Here is a 20,118-nt window from a genome sequence, read left to right on the forward strand (position 1 = left end):
GTCGACCAATTAAAGCAAATCGCTGAAGAATAGCAGGTGGCAGCGATCTTAAAAACAGATCAGATGATAAGGGATGTGTATGAGTCAGTCAGAACAACTCATAATGATTTTATGACCAATTTATTTGAAGCGTTCTTTGAGGAACCAGATTAAAATGCAGGTATTGATCACATACCATGATGCTCGTTGTTTAGTTCGATAAATACCAGAGTTCAGATAACTTCAATTTATTCTAATTAGACGAGACATAAGTTCTCGCTTATTATTAATTAGAACAGGAGGTTATCTGTCTTTGCAGATAATTATGTGATAAATATCGTCTACGCATAGGATGAAATAGGCGCAATTGTTTGTTGCCGATGTCTCTTTATATTTTGCTAGCTAAAAATGGATAAATTGAATGCAAAGGATAGATGCAATGACACAAATATGGCATGAAAGAACATCCCAGGATATCGCTGCTGGTTTCAAAATGGATTTGTCCCAAGGATTAACTCAAATTGAAGCTGAGCGGCGATTAATGGAATCAGGCCCTAATTTATTGACCAAACAAAAAAAAACGTCTCCCCTAATAATTTTTATACGACAATTAAATAGTTTAGTTATTTGGGTACTTCTAGGATCAGCCATTATTTCATTATTACTCGGGGAGAAGGTAAATGCGATTGCTATTTTTGCCATCGTTGCACTAAATGCTGTCATTGGCTTTGTTTTAGAATATCGAGCAGATCGCGCTATTTTAGCATTACAACAAATGGCCGCTCCAAAAGCCACTGTATTACGTGATGGGCATGCGAAGATGGTTCCTACTCCTGATATTGTGCCTGGGGACCTTATCCTTTTTGAAAGTGGTGATTTAATTGCAGCAGATGCACGTCTTATCGACTTGTCATCATTAAAAATAAACGAAGCATCATTGACCGGGGAATCATTACCTATAGCGAAAAATATTAATTCCTGTCCTGCAGAAACGCCATTGGCTGATCGAAAAAACATGGTATTTATGGGAACTGCGGTTGCAAATGGCACTGGGCGCGCCATTGTGGTAGCTACCGGAATGCAGACTGAAATGGGGCATATTGCTTTGATGCTAGGCGAAGCTTCACGCGATGAGACACCCTTACAAAAGAGATTAAATCAAGTTAGCTCTTATTTATTATCTATTTGTTTTTCGATTGTCATTTTAATTTTTATATTAGGGTTATTTCGCAATATTCCAGTTTTTAAATTATTTATGAGTTCAATCAGCTTGGCAGTTGCAGCCATCCCTGAAGGATTAACTGCTGTGGTGACTGTTGCTTTGGCATTAAGTGTGCAACGTATGGTACGACGTGCTGTATTAGTAAGGCGAATATCTGCAGTTGAAACAATGGGCTGTCTACAAATTATATGTACTGATAAAACCGGAACGTTAACGGTTGGGGAAATGACAGCACGAAAACTTATTACCGCTGAGGGTATTTATAATATTGTTGGCGAAGGTTATAACTTGACAGGTCATTTTACCCGTCAAAGTCAACCAATTAAAATCTCAGAAGATAATTTATTAAAGACCGCCCTGCGCGCAGCCGTTGCCTGCAATAACGCTGAGCTGACTTTGGAAAACAATCAATTGTCTGCTGTGGGCGATCCGACCGAAATTGCACTATTGATTGCAGCTGCTAAAGTTGGATTTTGGCGTGATGAACTAACATCCACTTTTACTCGTGTCAGAGAACTGCCTTTTAATTCCGAACGTAAACGCATGACAGTTTTATGTCGAGAGGCTGATCAATTATTTGCTTTTGTAAAAGGGGCTCCGGAAATTCTTTTGGAGCGCTGCACCCATCTATTGACGCACGATGGAATAAAAGAAATGACATCTAATGATCGAGCTCGTATGCAACAATCCTGTCAATTAATGGCAAGTGAAGCATTACGACTTTTGGCTTTTGCAGAGCGTCGATTAGAGTTCTCATCTAGTAAAATAGCCGACGAGGACATCGAAAATAATCTGGTTTTTTTAGGACTTGTCGGATTACAAGATCCACCCCATGCAGATGTAAAAGACTCGGTTAGTCGGTGCAAACAAGCTGGGATAAAACCCGTGATGATCACAGGCGATCACCCGAATACGGCAAAAGCAATTGCTGAAGAGCTTGGTATTTTAAATGCTGGAGATCGATTAATAACAGGTGTCGAGCTTGATAAAATGTCCGATGATGAGTTTCTGAAATGCGTCACAGAAATTGCAGTCTATGCCAGGGTGTCTGCTGAGCATAAATTAAAAATCATTCGTGCCTGGAAAAAAAATCAAAAGATTGTTGCAATGACTGGTGATGGGGTCAATGACGCGCCTGCATTAAAAGAATCATCAATTGGCCTTGCGATGGGAAAAACAGGTACTGCAGTGACCAAGGAAGCAGCAGATGTGATTATAATGGATAATAGTTTTACTTCCATCGTAGCGGGCATTGAGGAAGGTCGTACAATTTATGACAATATATCAAAAACACTTGCTTATTTATTAGCAGGGAATGCCAGTGAATTACTGATAGTATTTGTGGCCTTGTTAATAGGATGGCCCTTGCCTTTATTACCTGTTCAATTACTTTGGATTAACTTAGTCACGGATGGACTACCTGGAATTGCTCTGGCCACTGAAATGACAGAGCCGGGAACACTTAATCGTCCTCCAAGAGATCCTGAAAAGCCATTTATGGATGCATTTTTTCTAGGTCGTGTGGCTTTTATTGGATTTCTAACCTCCTTAGTCGTACTAAGCATTTTTGGCTATGAGTACTTAGTAAATGGTGATTTGATACAGGCGCAAGATGCCGCATTTTCAGTATTAGTGATTGCGAATCTTTTGCGCGCGTTTGGTGCCCGCAGTCGGACAAAAACAATTTGGCAACTCGGTTTTTTTTCAAATATACGATTGTTTTTTGTTGTGGGTATCAGTTTTTCACTGCAGTTATTGATCCATCATATTCCAATGTTACAAGCTATTTTTGGGATTAGCGCTGTCTCATTAACGCAGTGCCTACTTTGGGTGGTTTTAGGGATGATTCCTTTATTAGTATTGGAAACTCAAAAATTGTTAAGGAAGAAATCCAATGAGGCGTTTTAATTTTAAAAAAATCGTTTGGTGCTACATCGCTATTGTATTAGTCAATATTTCTATTGGTTCTTTAGTAGTCCATGCGAAGCCTTCACACATGTTATCTGCGCTCATCCAGGAAGCCATGAGATGTAATCCCCAAATTAAGGCTGCGCGTGATCGTTGGTTGGCAGCTAACCATGCTATTCCACAAGCGCGTGCGCTGCCTGACCCCATGCTTAATGCTGGTTACATTAACATGTCTGGTAATATTCCTGGAGACGTAGATCCGAGAAAAGAGCAAATGCTTGGCGGTAGTCAAGAAATTCCTTTCCCTGGGAAGTTGGTGGTCCGAGGACGGATAGCAACGCTTGAGGCAAAACGAGCTGCGGCAGATTATCAAGCAACCAGCTTAGCCGTTATTGCACAACTAAAACGAATTTATTATGACCTTTATTTTGCTAATAAATCGATTGATATATTGCAAAAAAATCAACTCCTTCTTGAAGATATGGAACAAAGTGCACGTACCAATTACAGCGTTGGCAAGACACCGCAGCAAGATGTTTTTCGAGCACAAACCGAAATTTCACGCCTTCTCATGCGCTTGGTGATATTAAGGCAAGAAAGAGCTTCACTAGAGGCCGACATTAATCGTCTTTTAAACCGTTCCCTGGATATTTCCATTAACACCCCTTCATCTTTGTCCGTAACGTCCATGCGATACGATATAAAACATTTTGATGCACTGCTTAAACGCCGCTCGCCACAGTTAAAAATGCAACAAAGAAATGTAGAAAAAGGTCGTCAGGGTGTTCAATTAAGTAAAATGGATTATTTTCCTGATGTTGAAATCGAAGGAGGGCGGTTGCATGATACGGCAATGCACACCAAAGGCTATCAAGTCTTGCTGAAAGCAACGGTCCCCCTTTATTTTATGCAAAAACAAAATAACGAAGTAAGGGAATCACTTGCTCGCTACAATGCCGATATAGAAGATCTCCATACTACCTACCAAATGCTTTCATTTCAGGTGAAAAATGCCTATCTATTGGCTCAACGCTCTGGGCAATTAATTCAATTGATTCAATACACCATTATTCCTCAAGCCACATTAACCTTTACTTCTTCGCAAGCGACTTATGGTGTTGGAAAAGTGGACTTTCTAACCTTACTCAATAATTTATTAACCTTGCAAGAGAATGAATTGGAATTACAAAGTGAAATTGTTCAACATGAAAAGGCAATTACTCAGATAGAAGAAACCACAGGGACTTTCTTATGAATTTTATAGTGATTAAACAGTTCGCTCTCATTCCTATTTTCTTGGTTATTTTGCAAGTAACTCATGCCCAAGGAACAAACGATGAACATGGCACGATGGATATGAATCAGTCCACGTCGAAGAATGAGATTGTTATCGATCCTGTGCGTTTGCAATCCATTGGCATAACATCTGAGTCTGCATCTTCTCAAATGGTCAATAAATCGATTCGCACTGTAGGACGTATTGAAGCTGATGAGCGACTTGTAGCACATGTTCATGTGCGCTTTGATGGCTGGATAGAACAATTATTCGTCAATTTTACTGGCGAACAGGTGAAGCAAGGGCAAGCGCTTTTTACTGTGTATAGCCCCGATTTAGTTTCAACTCAACAAGAATACTTACTTGCCCTGCATGCTCAAAAAATCTTAGGTAAAAATGCAACGTCAAAAGCTGCAACAGGTGCCCAGGGTGCTTTTCAAGCTGCTTATCAAAGGCTTTTGTTATGGGGAATTTCTGAAAAAGAAATTGAGCAACTTAAACGCACGGGCAAAGTGACAAGAACGATGACCATTGATTCACCAATCCAAGGTACGGTGATTAAGAAAATGGCGCTTGCAGGAATGCGCATTGAGCCTGGGGATGAGCTGTATACGATTGCTGATTTGTCCCACTTATGGATTTTAGGGGATATTTATGAATATGAATTGCCTTATATTCAGGTTGGACAAACGGCTGATGTGACACTGACCTATTTGCCAAATAAGTTATTTAAGGCCAAGCTTAAATTTATTTATCCCACGGTGGATATGAAAACACGTACCGCTAAAGTTCGGTTTGAGGTTGACAATCAAGGTGAACAATTAAAGCCAGGTATGTATGTCAATTTGGAATTAAAAATCCCGTTAGGCAAGCTTCTCGTTGTAAATAAAAATGCAGTGTTACTCACTGGTGAGCGAGCGGTAATTTTTATCTATCATGGTAATGGTAAAATTGAATGGAGAAATGTAACGTTGGGCGTTCGAGCAGGGGATTTGATTGAAATAAAGCAAGGAATCAAGGAAGGAGAAAAGGTTATTACTTCAGCAAACTTCCTGATTGACTCTGAAAGCCAGTTAAAAGCAGCAATGGGTGGTATGCAACATTAATAAAAAGGGATTTTATGGTTGAGCGAATCATTGAGTTTTGTGCACGCAATCGATTTATTGTGTTGCTCTTCGTGCTGGGATTTTCCTTAATGGGCTGGTTGGCTTTAAAAAATACCCGCATGGATGCTCTGCCTGATATTTCGGACACCCAAGTCATCGTGTATACCACCTGGATGGGTCGCTCTCCCGATCTCATGGAAGATCAAGTGACTTACCCCATTGTGACCGCTCTTTTATCGGCACCCAATGTGGTTGCGGTGCGTGGTTTTTCTGATTTTGGATTTTCTTACGTTTACATCATTTTTAAAGACGGAACAGATATTTATTGGGCGCGTTCTCGTGTCTTGGAGTACATGAGTCAACTGGCAGGAAAATTGCCTGAAGGGGTGACCCCTCAATTAGGACCTGATGCGACACCTGTAGGCTGGATATATCAATATGCCTTGGTCGATGAATCAGGAAAGCACAATTTAGCGGAATTACGTACTTTTCAAGATTGGTATTTACGCTATTGGTTAAGAAGCGTTCCTGGTGTATCTGAAGTGGCCAGTGTGGGTGGCTTTGTCAAGCAATATCAAATCAATTTAGATCCGGTTAAAGTACTCGCCTATAACCTGTCAATCCCCGAAATAATTGAAAAAATTCGCATGAGCAATAATGACACTGGGGGACGCGTTATTGAGTTCTCAGGTGTGGAATACATGATTCGTGGACGAGGTTACATTAAATCAACGAATGATATTGAAAAAATTGCGGTGGGTATCAATGCGAATGGAACACCCATTTTGTTACGTGATGTGGCGACCGTTCAGCTTGGTTCGGACATGCGACGTGGGGTAGTTGATTTAAACGGCCAAGGGGAAACAGTCGGCGGTATTGTCATTATGCGCTTTGGCGAAGATGTGTTGGAGGTATTGCATCGGATAAAGACAAAACTGAAAGAATTGGCCTCTGCAATTCCTGAGGGTATTAAGATAGTCCCTGTTTATGACCGCAGTAACCTCATACGTGAGGCAATCTCAACAGCCAATTGGAATCTGATTGAAGAGCTTATTGTAGTTGGCCTATTAATCATTGTGTTTTTGGGACATTTCCGTTCTGCTTTAATTCCGATTATTACCTTGCCACTTGCGATTTTAATTTCGTTTATTCCCATTTATTTTTTCAATATTGGTCTTAACATCATGTCGATTGGCGGTATTATCGTGGCCATTGGGGATATGGTGGATGCTGCCATTATCATGGTCGATAATGCTCATAAACGATTAGCAGATTGGGAGGCATCAGGGAGTCAGGGTGATCGTACCCGGGTTTTAATTAATTCTGCTAAGGAAGTAGGGCCGGCTATTTTTTCATCGCTGCTGGTTATAGCGATTTCCTTCATGCCTGTTTTTACCTTGGAAGCACAAGAAGGTCGGTTATTTTCCCCCTTAGCTTATACTAAAAATTTAGCTATTTTCATGAGTGCGTTGTTAGCCATTACCTTAATCCCGATGTTATTACCCATTTTGGTGCGTGGACGAATTATCCCCGAACAAAAACATCCGATTACTCGTTTCTTGCAAAAAATCTATGCTCCCGTTTTAAAATTAGCCTTAAAACATCGTAATTTTGTCATGGTGATTGCGGTGCTGGTTGGATTATCTACTATCCCTCTCTATAAAATGATTGGCACTGAGTTCATGCCACCTCTTTATGAAGGTACTATTTTATACATGCCAGTCACTTTACCCGGGATTTCTGTGACGCAAGCCTCAGCCTTGCTTCAAGAAATGGATAAAAAATTAAAGGCATTTCCCGAGGTCGACAATGTTTTTGGAAAAACGGGACGCGCTGAAACATCCACCGATCCATCACCATTTAATATGATGGAAGTGATTGTGGAGTTAAAGCCTAAGGGGTCTTGGCGTAAAGGGGTGACTTATGAAAGTTTGATCGCCGAAATGGACAAATCATTGCAATTTCCGGGTGTAAGCAACGCGTGGACAATGCCTATTAAAGCACGCAATGACATGCTCACTACAGGAATTCGCACCGCCCTAGGGATTAAAATTTTTGGTCCAGACATAAAGAAAATTGAAACCATTGGTAAAGAAATTGAAATGCTTGCCAAAGAAGTGCCTGGAACACGAACGACTTACGCAGAACGAGTTGCAGGAGGTTATTTTCTTGATTTTGAAATCAATCGCGATCAACTGGCTCGTTATGGTTTGACCATTATGGATGTTAATCGCATTATTGAATCGGCAGTCGGCGGTGAGAATATTGCGACCACCATTGAAGGTCGCGAGCGCTATCCAATTAATGTACGTTATTTACGAGAGCTACGTGATGATCCTGATAAATTAAATCGTATTTTGGTTAAAACACCCAGTGGTGCTGAAGTGCCTATTGCCCAATTAGTCACGTTAACTTTTCGTTCAGGCCCTGCCATGATTCGTGATGAGAATGGGATGTTGGCGGGTTATGTCTTTATAGATATCAGTGACCGAGATATTGGTAGTTATGTTGAAGACTTAAAACAACAAGTGAAAACAAAAATTAAATTGCCTCCAGGTTATACCCTTGCCTGGTCCGGCCAATATGAATTTATGCAACGAGTTTATGAACGTTTAAAAATTTTTGTACCGCTCACTTTAGCGATTATTTTCATTTTATTCTATTTTACCTTCCGCAGTGTTGCAGAGACTTTGATGGTGATGCTCGGTGTTCCTTTTGCACTATTTGGCGGATTCTTGTTGCTTCTTCTATTAGGGTATAACATGAGTATCGCAGTATGGGTTGGGATGATTGCTTTAGCCGGTGTTGCTGCTGAAACCAGTGCAGTCATGCTGGCTTATCTTGATTCAGATTACAATGAAAAGAAGGCAAAAGGGTTACTAAACACATTGCCTGATTTAATTCAAACAGTACAGCTTTGTGCGGTATCGCGTATTCGTCCTATGGCTATGGCCGGATTAGCCAACATATTGGGTTTATTACCGGTTATGTGGGCTACAGGCATTGGGGCTGATGTAATGAAAAGACTGGCTGCACCTATGGTGGGTGGCGTATTCTCGGCTTTATTACTGACCTTAATCGTTATTCCCGTGATTTATGTGATGTGGCGCTGGCAAGTCGATATGAAGGGGCAAGATAAGATGCCATAGTTTAACTTTCTTAAAAAGTGTGAAAATAATGAGCAATATAATATGTCATATCACTAAGAAACCACTCAAGCCTGATGAAGGTCATCGTGGCGATTTTATACGAAAAGAATTATTTAAACTGATTAAAAAGGATCATCCTGATTTCAATTATGACTCCTATATTTCGGTTGAAGAGCTTAATCACTATCGAAAAATCTATTTGGCACGTTTGATCAAGAAAGAAACGGGGGAATTAAACACACTTGAAAGCGAGGTTGTAGACGCAATTTTCAAAAATAAATTTCTTTCAAAAAATATCGAATATCTCGAAAAGAAATTAACTTTTGGACAAAAGCTTGCTGATCTTTTTGCTAAATTTGCAGGCAGTTGGACATTTATTATCTTGTTTTTTTTAATTATAACGCTATGGGTAGGGATAAATGTTTGGTTGTTAACAATCAATCCATTTGATCCTTATCCTTTTATTCTACTTAACCTAATATTATCCTGTTTAGCAGCCATCCAGGCACCTATTATTATAATGAGCCAAAATAGATTAGAAGAAAAAGATAGAAAAAGAGGAGAATACGATTATAAAGTGAATCTAAAAGCGGAGCTTGAGATTCGATTATTGGATGAGAAGATGGATCATATGATGATGCATCAATATAAAAGAATGCTTGAAATACAAGAATTACAGATGGATTACCTTGAGGACATACTAAAACAAATCGAAAAACACGCGTTCAAGAATAAGTAGCAGTTATAGATATACTATACTTTTAGGCAGATTCATTAAATTTGGGGGCACGAATTTTCTGCCTCAGGCGAGATTATAGGGATGGAATTTAGTAAAACACTGATGTAATCATTCAGTCAAAAAAAGCCTACAATCCTGCCTCATCACTACACCAAGGATAGTGACCATGAATGTACCAGGGAAAAAATGCAACTCCAATGTTATGACATCAACATCCAAGGGAAAATCTAAAGCAATAAATATCCCTATGCCCTGTTGTTCGCTTACTGATTTAGAGGAGCCAGATAACTTTTTTAACTTACTTAATCAAATTTTTCAGGCAAATCTAGCCAAGACGACCGGAGGCATGAGTCCCTCGGCTCTAAGAATTGCCTTCTTTTCTTGGCTTGTTCAATTGGAACAGTCGCCTGGACTCCTCTTGGAGTTAGCAGCTTATCCTGCAGTACATGCGAATGATTGCATTAATAATGTTTTATGTGTTGAACGTGCTGCAGGGGGAAAGGATGTTCGATTTCATAAAGATAGCTGGCAATACATGCCCTGGCGTTTGTGGGCTGAGGGTTTCCTCCAAGTTGAAGATTGGTGGCGACGTGCCACGACTAAGGTTCCAGGTCTACCTCCTCAAGTAGAGCGTACTGTTTCATTTTGCGTACGACAGATTCTGGATGCACTATCACCTTCTAATTTTGTTCTCACTAATCCCGATCTGTTTTATGAAACGATTCATTCAGGAGGCATAAATCTTGTGCAAGGTACGGAGATCGCTGTTGGTGAACTGATTGAAAAGATATTTGGCAGACCACCTGTTGGTGCTGAACAGTTTATCCCGGGTAAGAAAGTAGCCATTACTCCAGGAAGGGTTGTGTTTAAGAATCATTTGATTGAATTAATTCAGTATGAACCGCAGACTAAGACGGTGTTTAAAGAACCTATATTAATAATACCTGCCTGGATTATGAAATATTATATTCTTGATTTATCTCCTCATAATTCGCTGGTGAATTGGTTCGTTAGTCAAGGACACACAGTGTTTATTATTTCTTGGCGTAATCCGGACAGTAGAGATCGTGATTTAGGAATGGACGATTATTATCGACAAGGTGCCATGGCAGCAATTGATGAGGTATCTACTCTTATGCCTGAGGCAAAAATTAATTTGATGGGCTATTGCTTAGGTGGCACATTAGCCATGATTACAGCAGCCGCAATGGCACGAGACGGTGATGAACGTTTAAATAGCCTCACATTACTTGCGGCACAAGGGGATTTCACGGAAGCGGGAGAATTGATGTTATTTGCTACGGAAAGTGAAATATCCTTTCTTAAAAATATGATGTGGGAGCAGGGATACCTGGATACAAAACAAATGGCAGGATCATTCCAGATGCTTCGCACTTACGATCTTATTTGGTCTAAAATGATTCAAGACTACATGCATGGCATGACTCGCGGTATGATTGATTTGACTGCATGGAATGCGGATGCCACGAGGATGCCATACAAAATGCATAGTGAATATCTTGAACAATTATTTTTAAATAATGATTTTGCTGAAGGACGTTTTACTGTAGAAGGTATGCCAGTAGCACCAGAAAATATTCAGTTGCCGATTTTTGCTGTGAGTACGGAAAAAGACCACGTGGCTCCTTGGCAATCGGTATATAAAGTTCACCTGATGACCAAAGGCGATATCACATTCGTATTGACAGGCGGAGGTCATAATGCAGGTATAGTGAGCGAACCAGGGCACCCAGGACATTCTTATCGTATTCATGAACATAAGAATGATGAGCCCTATCTTAATGCGCCTGCTTGGTTAAATCTGGCAGAAAAACAGGATGGTTCATGGTGGTGTGGCTGGCATGATTGGTTGATGCAACATGGTACTCCAAAGCGCATTCCTTCACCTGTAATCAATGAATCAAAGCCTTCTGCTCCAGGAACTTATGTGCTGCAGAAATAAAGGGAGCGTGCCTAATGTCATTTGAACACCAGAATCACCCAGGACAACAAAAGACACAGGATGAAAAATGCTTTTTGGTATTCTCCATCTGGCAGCAACCGCCAATTTCAATGCAAGATAAATCGTAGATGAAGTAAATGAGTATACGATTAGAATGAGCGGAGTCCATTTAGGGGTTGGATGAATAGACCCGTTTATTCCAAGCTGAATTCTTTTTATCTCAGCAACCAGCTATTTTTTTAGAGTATGATTGGACTTATTATCATTGGTTTGACGGGGTGCTTTCACAGTAGAGGTATAACTAAATTCTGGCCTAGATCCACAAAATCTAATTTGAGTTTTCTGCGTCACTGCAATTTATGTGCAGTGACGCAGAACACAACCATTGGTTTTACCTAGTAAAATCAACACATTCAACAATTTTGTCCTGTCGGGTAGTATCCGACAGGACAAAATATTCTTATTAAACCGCTTGCCTGGCAAGCACCATTTTGATAGTTTTTAATCAAGCGTAACTGATGAGCCTGGGAAGTTCAGGCGAAACCTTAATGGTCTTACGCTAAGCCATCTTGTTCCCTAACCCTGTGGCTGGACGTTCAAGTCGGGAAACCCTTCACGGATAATCTGCTTTTCAGCAGGGTAAGCTACTTAAACACTTACTGTCATCATCACTTATGTAATGACTAGGAATCAGGGCAAAGCCTTGCTTTGTCAATTCATTAATCTGTTAAAACTTAAAAGGAGAAAAACACCAACAAAAACCTGTTTTAAACCGGCAATATCGTTTGCCTTATAACGATTGATTTGCCCCCAACTAGAGCCTAGTGGCACAAGCCTGGTATCGCTTTTGAGTGAGCCGCTCGATCAACACTAAACCAAAATCAGGGCAAGTACCTTTTAGAGTAGAAAAAATGCGTAAACAGTCTTTGAGACAGACTGCCAACCGATATTTACAAACGGACAATCGGGGCAGCTTCAAGGATAAAAAACATTTTACGTTCGTCATTCATAAAATGATTGATGATTTGTTTTTAATTGGTAATGTTCCACCATCATGGCATGTTCTAAAAAATCACCATATAGAAAAGCTGATTGAATTCTGGCAGAAAAATAAAGTTAAGCCGGCAACAATAATGGACTATATGACCACAATCAGAAGATTTTTACAGGGCATGGATTGCCTTTTATCTGATATAGACAATAAAAGCCTTGGATTATCCCGGCAACGTAATACTCGAAAAGTAAAAAAAATACTCCCTGAGATCTGGGCTGAAATTACCTGGCCAATTGCAAAAATTATTATGGGGATGCAGACACAGTTTGGTTTAACCTTTAGCGAAGCAATTCAAGTGATTCCTGGCGTTCATACGAAAGATGATATGCTCTGGATTACTCGGGAAATAGCTTTTAATTCCGAAGACAGAACAATCCCTTTCCGTACTAAAAATCAAACTCTTATTCTTTCTGAGTTAAGTAATTACGCTCAGGGTGACCAATGCTTGCTTCAATTACATGATTATGACGATATCCTCTCGCAATGGCGTATGGCATTAAGCGCTATGAATTTATCAACAAACAAAACCTACCGGTATCTTTATGCAAAACAATTAAAAAAAGAGCTTCTACCTATCCTTGGTAACTACCAAACCGATTGGCTTATCCGGGATGAAATGGGGATTAAATCACGCAATACTTTATGGGCATACCTCCATGAGTAAATCAAAATTGAAAAGCGCCCACTACTCAATAAATGAATGCGTTAAAAATATTAAAGGATATTCTTTTGCCAGCAAAGCCGATATGCGCCATATGCTAAACCGATGTATCAAGGATTTACATGAGCAGGGATATAAATTGGGACATCTTAATGGTCTCAAGCCAAAACATATTTATATTCTGGTTGATCTATGGAAAGCTCAAGGCAAAAGTACCGCCACTATCAAAAATTACATGGCAAAATTACGCAAAGTAGGTGTTTTACTGGATAAACCTCAGCTCGTTAAACCTGGAAATGATACCTATCAAATAAGCCGACGTAGTTATGCGCCAACTTATAACAAAGCTATTCATCAAACCGATTTTAGTAAATGTTCCGATCCTTTGATTCGCCTGTCACTTGAAGCACAATCGTTATTTGGCTTACGTCGTGAAGAATCCATTAAATTGATAGTTAGCGAAGCATGGCAAGGTAATTGTCTGAGAATCCAACCAAGCTGGACTAAAGGAGGAATTGGAAGAACACTAAATATTACGAATGAAGAACAACGCCAATGGCTGTCAAAAGCAATGCAACAAATACCTGCCGGTCAATCATTAATACCTAAAGACAAAACCTATAAACAACATCTTAGTCATTATCAAAAGCAGATAAAACTGATGGGATTAAGTAAATGCCATGGCCTGCGACATGCCTATGCGCAAAGAAGATATTGTGAATTAACGCAACAATTTGATACTAAAAACAATAAAGGACTTATTTGTCCAATAGATGGAGGTCTAACTTCAAGGCAACTCAAAGGAATAGAGCGAAAATGGGATCGCAGAGCTAGAGAAATAATAAGCCGTGAACTTGGTCATTCTCGTATAGCTATAACAAAAATTTATTGTGGTTAGTAGAATATTATGTGCAGTACCACTAATTTTTCTTTATTTTTCAATGTCTGTTTTCGAAATCACTACACATAATATTTTAATAATGGATGAGCTCTACTACGAAAGTGTACATCTTGCCTAGACTTATAATGATTGTAGCCATTTGAGCAACGATTTATTTTCCTTCCATGATGGTAATTTGGGTATCGGTCCTGGTGTGACTTTCTCAAGGGCAGCACGTTTCATTTCAAGATTAGCTCTGGCATAGATTTCCGTGGTTTTAATATCAACGTGGCCTAAGAAATCACGAATAATATCTAATGAAACACCACCCTGTAGTAAATGCATGCCTTTAGTATGTCGCAAACTATGTGGACTGATTGACTGATTAAACTCAGTATGTTGTTGGCGCATCTGCTGTACATATTTCTGGAAAATATAGCGCACCCCTGATCGTGATAAACGCTTTCCATGGTGACTTGTAAATAAAGGATGTGTAAATTTATCAGGTGTGTTTAGCTGACGCTCCTGTAAATAACCTTGCAAAAGCTCAACTGTGTTTTGCATCAATGGCACGATACGTACTTTTCTTCCTTTACCAAAAATGCGAATTTGAGCAGGATTTGTTAGTCGCAAATCACCGACTGAAATGTCAATTAATTCTTGCACGCGAGCACCTGTATCATAAAGTACACTTAATATCACAGCATCACGTCGACCTTCTTGTGTACTTAAATCAGGTTGAGCCAGTAGCGCTGTCAGGTGATCTTTAGACAGATACCCAACTGTTTCGCGTACAAATCGTCGTAATGGTATCGATATAATTTTTTGGCATTGAAATAAATGCTCAGGTGACTCCCCTTGAAGATAACGGAAGAATGCATGTAGCGTCGCCAAACGATGATTTAGTGTGTAAATTTTGCAATGGCGTTCTTTCTCAATATAATCCAGAAATGATTCAACTAAACCAACGTCAATATGTTCAAGCCTCAGTTTTTCTAATGGAATCCCTTTAATATCTCGGCAAAACTTTAAGAGTATAATAAATACATCCCGATAGGCTTTAACCGTATTAGGACTTAAATTACGTTTGCCAATAATATAGTCAGTTAAAAAATGAGTTAAGTGAATGGATAAGTCAGTGGGTTTCATGATTACCTCCAGCGCGGTAAAACACCGCCAAATTGTTTGTTCATACGTTCAGTCAAATTGGGGAATAACTCTGCTGTTAAATGCAGATATTTTTGTGTTCCTGTAAAATCTTGATGACCAAGATAAGTAACTAATAAAGGCAATTTTGCATTTAAATCAGCTCCTTCTTCATACCATTGAATAAGCCGGTGCACTGCAAATGCATGACGAAGATCGTGGACTCTGGGTCCCTTGCCGCGACCAGCGTGCGGTATCTTGCATTGATACAGGAGCTTGCGGAATTGAAAATAAATTCCTGATTCACTTAAAGCTGTTTGTCCTGATGAAGGAAAAAAGAAAGCCTCATTTGTTTGTTTTTCTAATAAAATGTTAGCTATTTGTTCAGAATAAACTCTCAGTCGTTCAACCATATCCAGTGCTGGTGGCACCAACCGATCTTTATCATGCTTCGCTTTGCGAACCGTGATAACGCCTTGAGTTAAATCCACGTCACCTACACGCAAATTCAATACTTCATTCACGCGAAAGCCACAGCTATATAGCAAACGAAAAATTTCTGGCATAACAAGATGTCGCCATGGCGTTTTTGCAGTTGGTTTAATTTGGTCTGCTGCATGAATCAGCTTACCGATTTCTTCTCGTGTAAAAATATAAGGCAAGAAGGTATAATCTCTTGGTGTGCCAAATTGAACAGGTACAATATAAGCTGGATAGCCTAGTCTCACCATCATGCTGGCCAGTTGGCGAATTAAGCTAATGCGGCGCTGATGGGTTGAGGCTTGCTCCTTTGGAAATTTCTCCAACCAATGCAACACCAGATCTTCAGGCAAAGTCATTTCTCTGAGGGTTGTTTGACAGAGAAACTGATCAAAGTGATTTAATATTCTTGGTGCTTCATTGTATTGAAGACCACAAGCCCGTTTTTCCTGGATAAACTGTTTAATCAGTGGTGCAAGAGGACTATAAAATTCAACATCATTAGATGTGTTGGACATGGCTTACCCCCTCTAAGGATATGGCAACTTCGCGTAACATTTCGATACTGGACTTGGCGTAAATCATCGTACTAATCGCTGAGGAATGACCTAAGATATTAGAAATGACAGGGAACGGAGTGCCTTCTTCCAAGAGATAGGTTGCTAAACTATGTCGCAATGAATGTAACCCTTGATGTTGTTTTGTTCTAAATTTAATGCCTGCTAAATCGCGCCAATATTTGACGACTTGATACAAACGAGCTCCTTTGCTAAAAGGCACAGACTTTGGCGCCATTCGCAGAAATACTTGTCGGTAGTGCGTTTTAGGTCTGCCAAGTTGAATGTAATCAATCAACGCATTACCTACCTCCTCAGTTAAAGGTAAGATTAACGGTTGTTGTGTTTTTGATTGTATAAGAGACAACGTCTCAGCTTCCCAATCAATTTGATCCAGTGTTAAATCACGAATGTCACCAGTTCTCAATCCCAATCGGCAAGCTAATAAAAGAATCGCATAATCTCGTTTGCCTTTAGGTGAGCTGCGATCAACCGCTGATAACAATTTAACTATCAAGTCTCTATCCCAGGTAGAAGGAATCTTGGCATCGCGTGGAACATGAACGGCCGGAAGTGCCTTGCTAATATCCCGTGTAATAAAATCACGCAAAAATAAGTACTTTAAGAACTGTCTAATATCAGACACAATCCTGGAAACAGTTCTATTACTAAATCGCCATAGTGAACAAATAAAGAGAGATAAATGTTGTGGTTGGATTTGTTCGAACGTTTGGATACCTTGTTTTGCAACAAAATCCAGCAGAATCCCAACTTGCCTTATTCGCTCGTTGATACAATATTCGCCAATGTATCTTTTTTCTTCGCAGTATTTTACATACTCATTCAGTACCTTCTTCATGTCTTGTGGGATATTGAGCTTTAGTATTAACGTATGAATTCGTTCAAAATAGCCATAACGTGCAAATTGCCAAAGAATCTTTAAATTATATTCAGCATGTTTGCGCCAACCTGATTTTTTACGAGTTAATTCTTCTGAATTAATACCATAATGATCCAGAAATTTGATGATCAATTTCTGTGTCAGCTTATCTTCATAATCGTGCTGTTTGGCAAATTTGATTAAGCGATTCCAAGTTGATTGATAGCGACGTATCGAGCGCCCATTATAATGTAGTGATTGGAGCTGGCTTAATGCACCAAAAACGAGCTCATCCAGGGATGGTTTCTTTGGTGTGGAATTATTTTGTTTCATGACTATCTCCGCAGTTTACAGCAGCCACTTTGGCTGCCTAACAGAAATAGTATGGGATATTATGTGCAGTAACTTTTGGTTACTTCCATGTTAAATAAGGTTTTTATTTGGCTACTGCACATAATCACCTACTAACCACAATAGGTCTTATGTGTTGCAACACATAAAAGTTATCTCGCTTAATTTTAGGTTAAAAATTCAATACAAAATAGTTAATAATTCTTACAAAGGGTAGTTGATTTTTCCTATATAGAGATTAGAATCAAGATACACAACTGATGAGTCTGCGAAATTCAGACGAAACCAACAGGTCTTGTGAATACGCCATCTTCTTCCCTAATTCAATGGCGGAACGTTTAGTCGGGAAATTATGAACCTGAAGTATTAGGGTTCATTTCACGGATTAAGTTCATGGCTTTAGCCCAGGAATGCTTCACGGCATAACTTCATTAAAAATCAGGCAAATCAACCTATGTGTTGACTTTTTGCGACCCCACAGGGATTTTTTATCTCTTAGGGGATAGATATTCCTTGTCAATTCATGGAGGTATCTATGCAAGAGAGTAATTCTGTTTCAATAAAGGTTGAGTATATTTTGATTGAGTTATCACGTTGTGTTAACGACCTTCAAAGTTTGCGATCAACTTTATCAAAGGATGATACCAGAAACATTAAACTGAATATGAGTCAGTTAGAGTCTTTAATTTCTTTCACTAAAGAGTCTTAAATCATTTCAATTTTTAGTTCAGTTTTTGAGTATTCAAAGCAAGTAAAAAAGAAGTTTTTTAACCTAATGCGGGAGCATGCTCCCGCTGGGGCTGCTCCATACAATAATGGAGTTAACTTTATGGAAAAACCTCAAATTTATGTAGCCTGTTTAGCTTCTTACAATAACGGCATTTTATATGGCAAATGGATTGATGCTACACAAAGCGAAAGTGATGTGATAGATGAAATCCAAGAGATGCTGGCCAATAGCCCTATTGAAGGAGCAGAGGAATTTGCGATTCATGATTTTGACGGATTTGGTGATGTTAGGCTTGAGGAATATGACTCAATTTCAACAGTAGTAGCTTATGCTGACTTTATTATGGAACACGAGGAATTAGGAGCAGCATTATTAGCTGAGTACGATTTAGAAGAGGCAGAAACCATGATAAGAGATCGATATCATGGTAGCTATGACTCAGAAGTTGATTTTGCCTGGAATTTGTTTGAGGAATGCTATAGCAATGCAATACCTGATAATTTGATGTATTACTTTGATTGTGAGGCATTTGCTCGCGATCTTTTTATCTCTGATTATTGCTCGGTAGAAGCAAATGGCATGGTTCATGTGTTTTCAAACTACTGACCCCTCTATGGAGGGGTTTTTTTATTTATATGCTTTATTGCAATAAAATACTCGTTATGATGTAATAATCGCACGAAACGAGCATTTATTTGGATAGGGATATGTTTATGAATGAAGAATCAGCAATATTTTCTCAAACTCCTACGACGACTTTAAATATACTTGAAGCTGCTAAGTTATTAGGCGCTCATAAAGAAACTATAAGAAGAATGGCCGCTGGTGGGAAAATACCTGGAGTCAAAATAGGTAGGGGTTGGATTTTTATTGAACAAGATCTTGTGATGTATATGCGATCTAAGTATTCTAAGGGTGTTACATCGCAAGGCGCTGTTCATAGGAGTAATAATCAATGGCGCTTTACAAAAGGAACTCAACTTGGTGGGTTAGTTTCACCCATCAAGGAAAAAGAATACAAAGAAGCACTGGGACTAGCGATAAAATAAGCGCTCAGGAGTATCACGATAGGTTCAAAGCAGAGTTATGGTCTGTTACCAAACTTGAAAATAAACCAGTCTATTCTTGGCGCGATGCTGTTTATCGTTGGTTACGGGAAAATGGTAGTAAGCGAAGTATTGAGACCGATAAAGTACATTTCCGGTGGCTTGATCCTTATTTAAGTGGATATCAGCTTCATGAAATAAATCATGAAATTCTCGAAGATGTAGCACTTAAGAAAGAGTCAGAAGACGTTACACAGACAACGGTTAACCGCGTAATGGAAGTTGTAAGAGCATTGTTAACTAAGGCGCATAAGGAATGGGAGTGGATTGATAAAGTTCCTGTTATTCGAATGCGTCAGATAGAAAACAATAGAATTCGATGGCTTACTATTGATGAAGCAAATCGATTGCTAAAGGAGTTACCGCAACACTTGAGAGACATGGCGGCATTTACTTTGGCAACTGGTTTACGTGCATCAAACGTTACAGGACTTGAATGGCAAAATGTTGATATGGTTAGGTGTCACGCTTGGATACATCCTGACCAGGCAAAAACTAATAAAGCTATTCCTGTTCCTTTAAACGATAATGCAGTTGAAATTCTACAGTCCAGATATGGTGAACACCCTAAATTTGTCTTTACCTATAAAGATAATAAAATTGGAAGATGTAATACTCGTGCGTGGTCGAATGCTTTAAAACGTGCAGGCATTGAAAATTTTAGGTGGCATGATCTAAGACATACTTGGGCTAGTTGGCATGTTCAAAATGGAACGAGTTTGCAGGAGTTGCAACAATTAGGTGGATGGTCAAGTTTTGACATGGTTTTGAGATATGCTCATTTGTCAGGTGATCTTCTAAGAAGTGCAGCTAATCGAATTAACTCGTTAGGTGTAACAAGGCAGGTTCATAATTCTGTTAGTTTTTAAAAAAGTGTTACAAATTTGCTACACCTACTTTTTTGAAATTTGAAAAATGAACGTAAGTGCTT

The 20,118-nt window shown here is 39.3% G+C and carries 14 protein-coding genes; 11 read left to right on the forward strand and 3 right to left on the reverse strand.

Annotated elements, in window-relative coordinates:
* The first annotated feature begins 418 nt into the window (after positions 1–418).
* The 8 genes from G543_RS0114920 (at position 419) to G543_RS0114960 (ending at position 13,955) form a co-directional block, all read left to right on the forward strand.
* Positions 419–3,109: a cation-translocating P-type ATPase gene (locus tag G543_RS0114920; RefSeq protein ID WP_028385231.1), complete on the forward strand. Its 2,691-nt coding sequence runs from the start codon at positions 419–421 to the stop codon at positions 3,107–3,109.
* A complete protein-coding gene (locus tag G543_RS0114925) occupies positions 3,096–4,364 on the forward strand; it encodes a TolC family protein (RefSeq protein ID WP_028385232.1) in 1,269 nt (422 codons plus the stop codon). Before G543_RS0114920 ends, G543_RS0114925 begins: the two co-directional genes overlap by 14 nt.
* On the forward strand, positions 4,361–5,491 hold the full coding sequence (locus G543_RS0114930; protein WP_028385233.1) for an efflux RND transporter periplasmic adaptor subunit: 1,131 nt from the start codon (positions 4,361–4,363) through the stop codon (positions 5,489–5,491). The genes G543_RS0114925 and G543_RS0114930 overlap by 4 nt, the downstream gene beginning before the upstream one ends.
* 14 nt (positions 5,492–5,505) lie before the next feature.
* Positions 5,506–8,640, forward strand: coding sequence for an efflux RND transporter permease subunit (locus G543_RS0114935; RefSeq protein WP_028385234.1), 3,135 nt, complete (start codon positions 5,506–5,508; stop codon positions 8,638–8,640).
* A gap of 28 nt (positions 8,641–8,668) precedes the next feature.
* Positions 8,669–9,379 (forward strand): DUF1003 domain-containing protein, encoded by a 711-nt coding sequence (locus G543_RS0114940; RefSeq protein ID WP_028385235.1) that lies wholly within the window; start codon positions 8,669–8,671, stop codon positions 9,377–9,379.
* Between the two features lie 166 nt (positions 9,380–9,545).
* The gene (locus G543_RS0114945) at positions 9,546–11,342 is read left to right on the forward strand and encodes a PHA/PHB synthase family protein (RefSeq protein ID WP_028385236.1); all 1,797 of its coding nucleotides are present in this window, start codon (positions 9,546–9,548) and stop codon (positions 11,340–11,342) included.
* A 911-nt stretch (positions 11,343–12,253) separates the two neighbouring features.
* The gene (locus G543_RS0114955; RefSeq protein ID WP_028385237.1) at positions 12,254–13,060 is read left to right on the forward strand and encodes a phage integrase N-terminal domain-containing protein; all 807 of its coding nucleotides are present in this window, start codon (positions 12,254–12,256) and stop codon (positions 13,058–13,060) included.
* Complete coding sequence (locus tag G543_RS0114960; RefSeq protein ID WP_028385238.1) at positions 13,053–13,955, forward strand: integrase domain-containing protein; 903 nt, start codon at positions 13,053–13,055, stop codon at positions 13,953–13,955. Before G543_RS0114955 ends, G543_RS0114960 begins: the two co-directional genes overlap by 8 nt.
* 123 nt (positions 13,956–14,078) lie before the next feature.
* Here the strand turns inward: G543_RS0114960 and G543_RS0114965 are convergent, their stop codons facing one another.
* From G543_RS0114965 to G543_RS0114975, 3 genes are read right to left on the reverse strand one after another with little or no spacing between them, the layout of a single operon-like run.
* Positions 14,079–15,086, reverse strand: a complete 1,008-nt coding sequence (locus tag G543_RS0114965; protein ID WP_028385239.1) for a site-specific integrase — start codon at positions 15,084–15,086, stop codon at positions 14,079–14,081.
* Positions 15,087–15,088: 2 nt separating this feature from the next.
* Positions 15,089–16,081, reverse strand: coding sequence for a tyrosine-type recombinase/integrase (locus tag G543_RS0114970; protein ID WP_028385240.1), 993 nt, complete (start codon positions 16,079–16,081; stop codon positions 15,089–15,091).
* Positions 16,065–17,333: a site-specific integrase gene (locus G543_RS0114975; RefSeq protein WP_035922519.1), complete on the reverse strand. Its 1,269-nt coding sequence runs from the start codon at positions 17,331–17,333 to the stop codon at positions 16,065–16,067. The genes G543_RS0114970 and G543_RS0114975 overlap by 17 nt, the downstream gene beginning before the upstream one ends.
* 847 nt (positions 17,334–18,180) lie before the next feature.
* Here G543_RS0114975 and G543_RS0114985 point away from each other — a divergent pair.
* The 3 genes from G543_RS0114985 to G543_RS0114995 all read left to right on the forward strand — a co-directional run bounded on the left by G543_RS0114985 (position 18,181) and on the right by G543_RS0114995 (position 20,056).
* Positions 18,181–18,687: an antirestriction protein ArdA gene (locus G543_RS0114985; protein ID WP_028385242.1), complete on the forward strand. Its 507-nt coding sequence runs from the start codon at positions 18,181–18,183 to the stop codon at positions 18,685–18,687.
* Between the two features lie 107 nt (positions 18,688–18,794).
* Complete coding sequence (locus G543_RS0114990; RefSeq protein ID WP_051190740.1) at positions 18,795–19,130, forward strand: helix-turn-helix domain-containing protein; 336 nt, start codon at positions 18,795–18,797, stop codon at positions 19,128–19,130.
* A complete protein-coding gene (locus G543_RS0114995; protein WP_028385244.1) occupies positions 19,037–20,056 on the forward strand; it encodes a tyrosine-type recombinase/integrase in 1,020 nt (339 codons plus the stop codon). Before G543_RS0114990 ends, G543_RS0114995 begins: the two co-directional genes overlap by 94 nt.
* Positions 20,057–20,118: the final 62 nt, after the last annotated feature.

Origin of the sequence: Legionella moravica DSM 19234 (assembly GCF_000423305.1) — a bacterium.
Taxonomy (GTDB): domain Bacteria; phylum Pseudomonadota; class Gammaproteobacteria; order Legionellales; family Legionellaceae; genus Legionella; species Legionella moravica.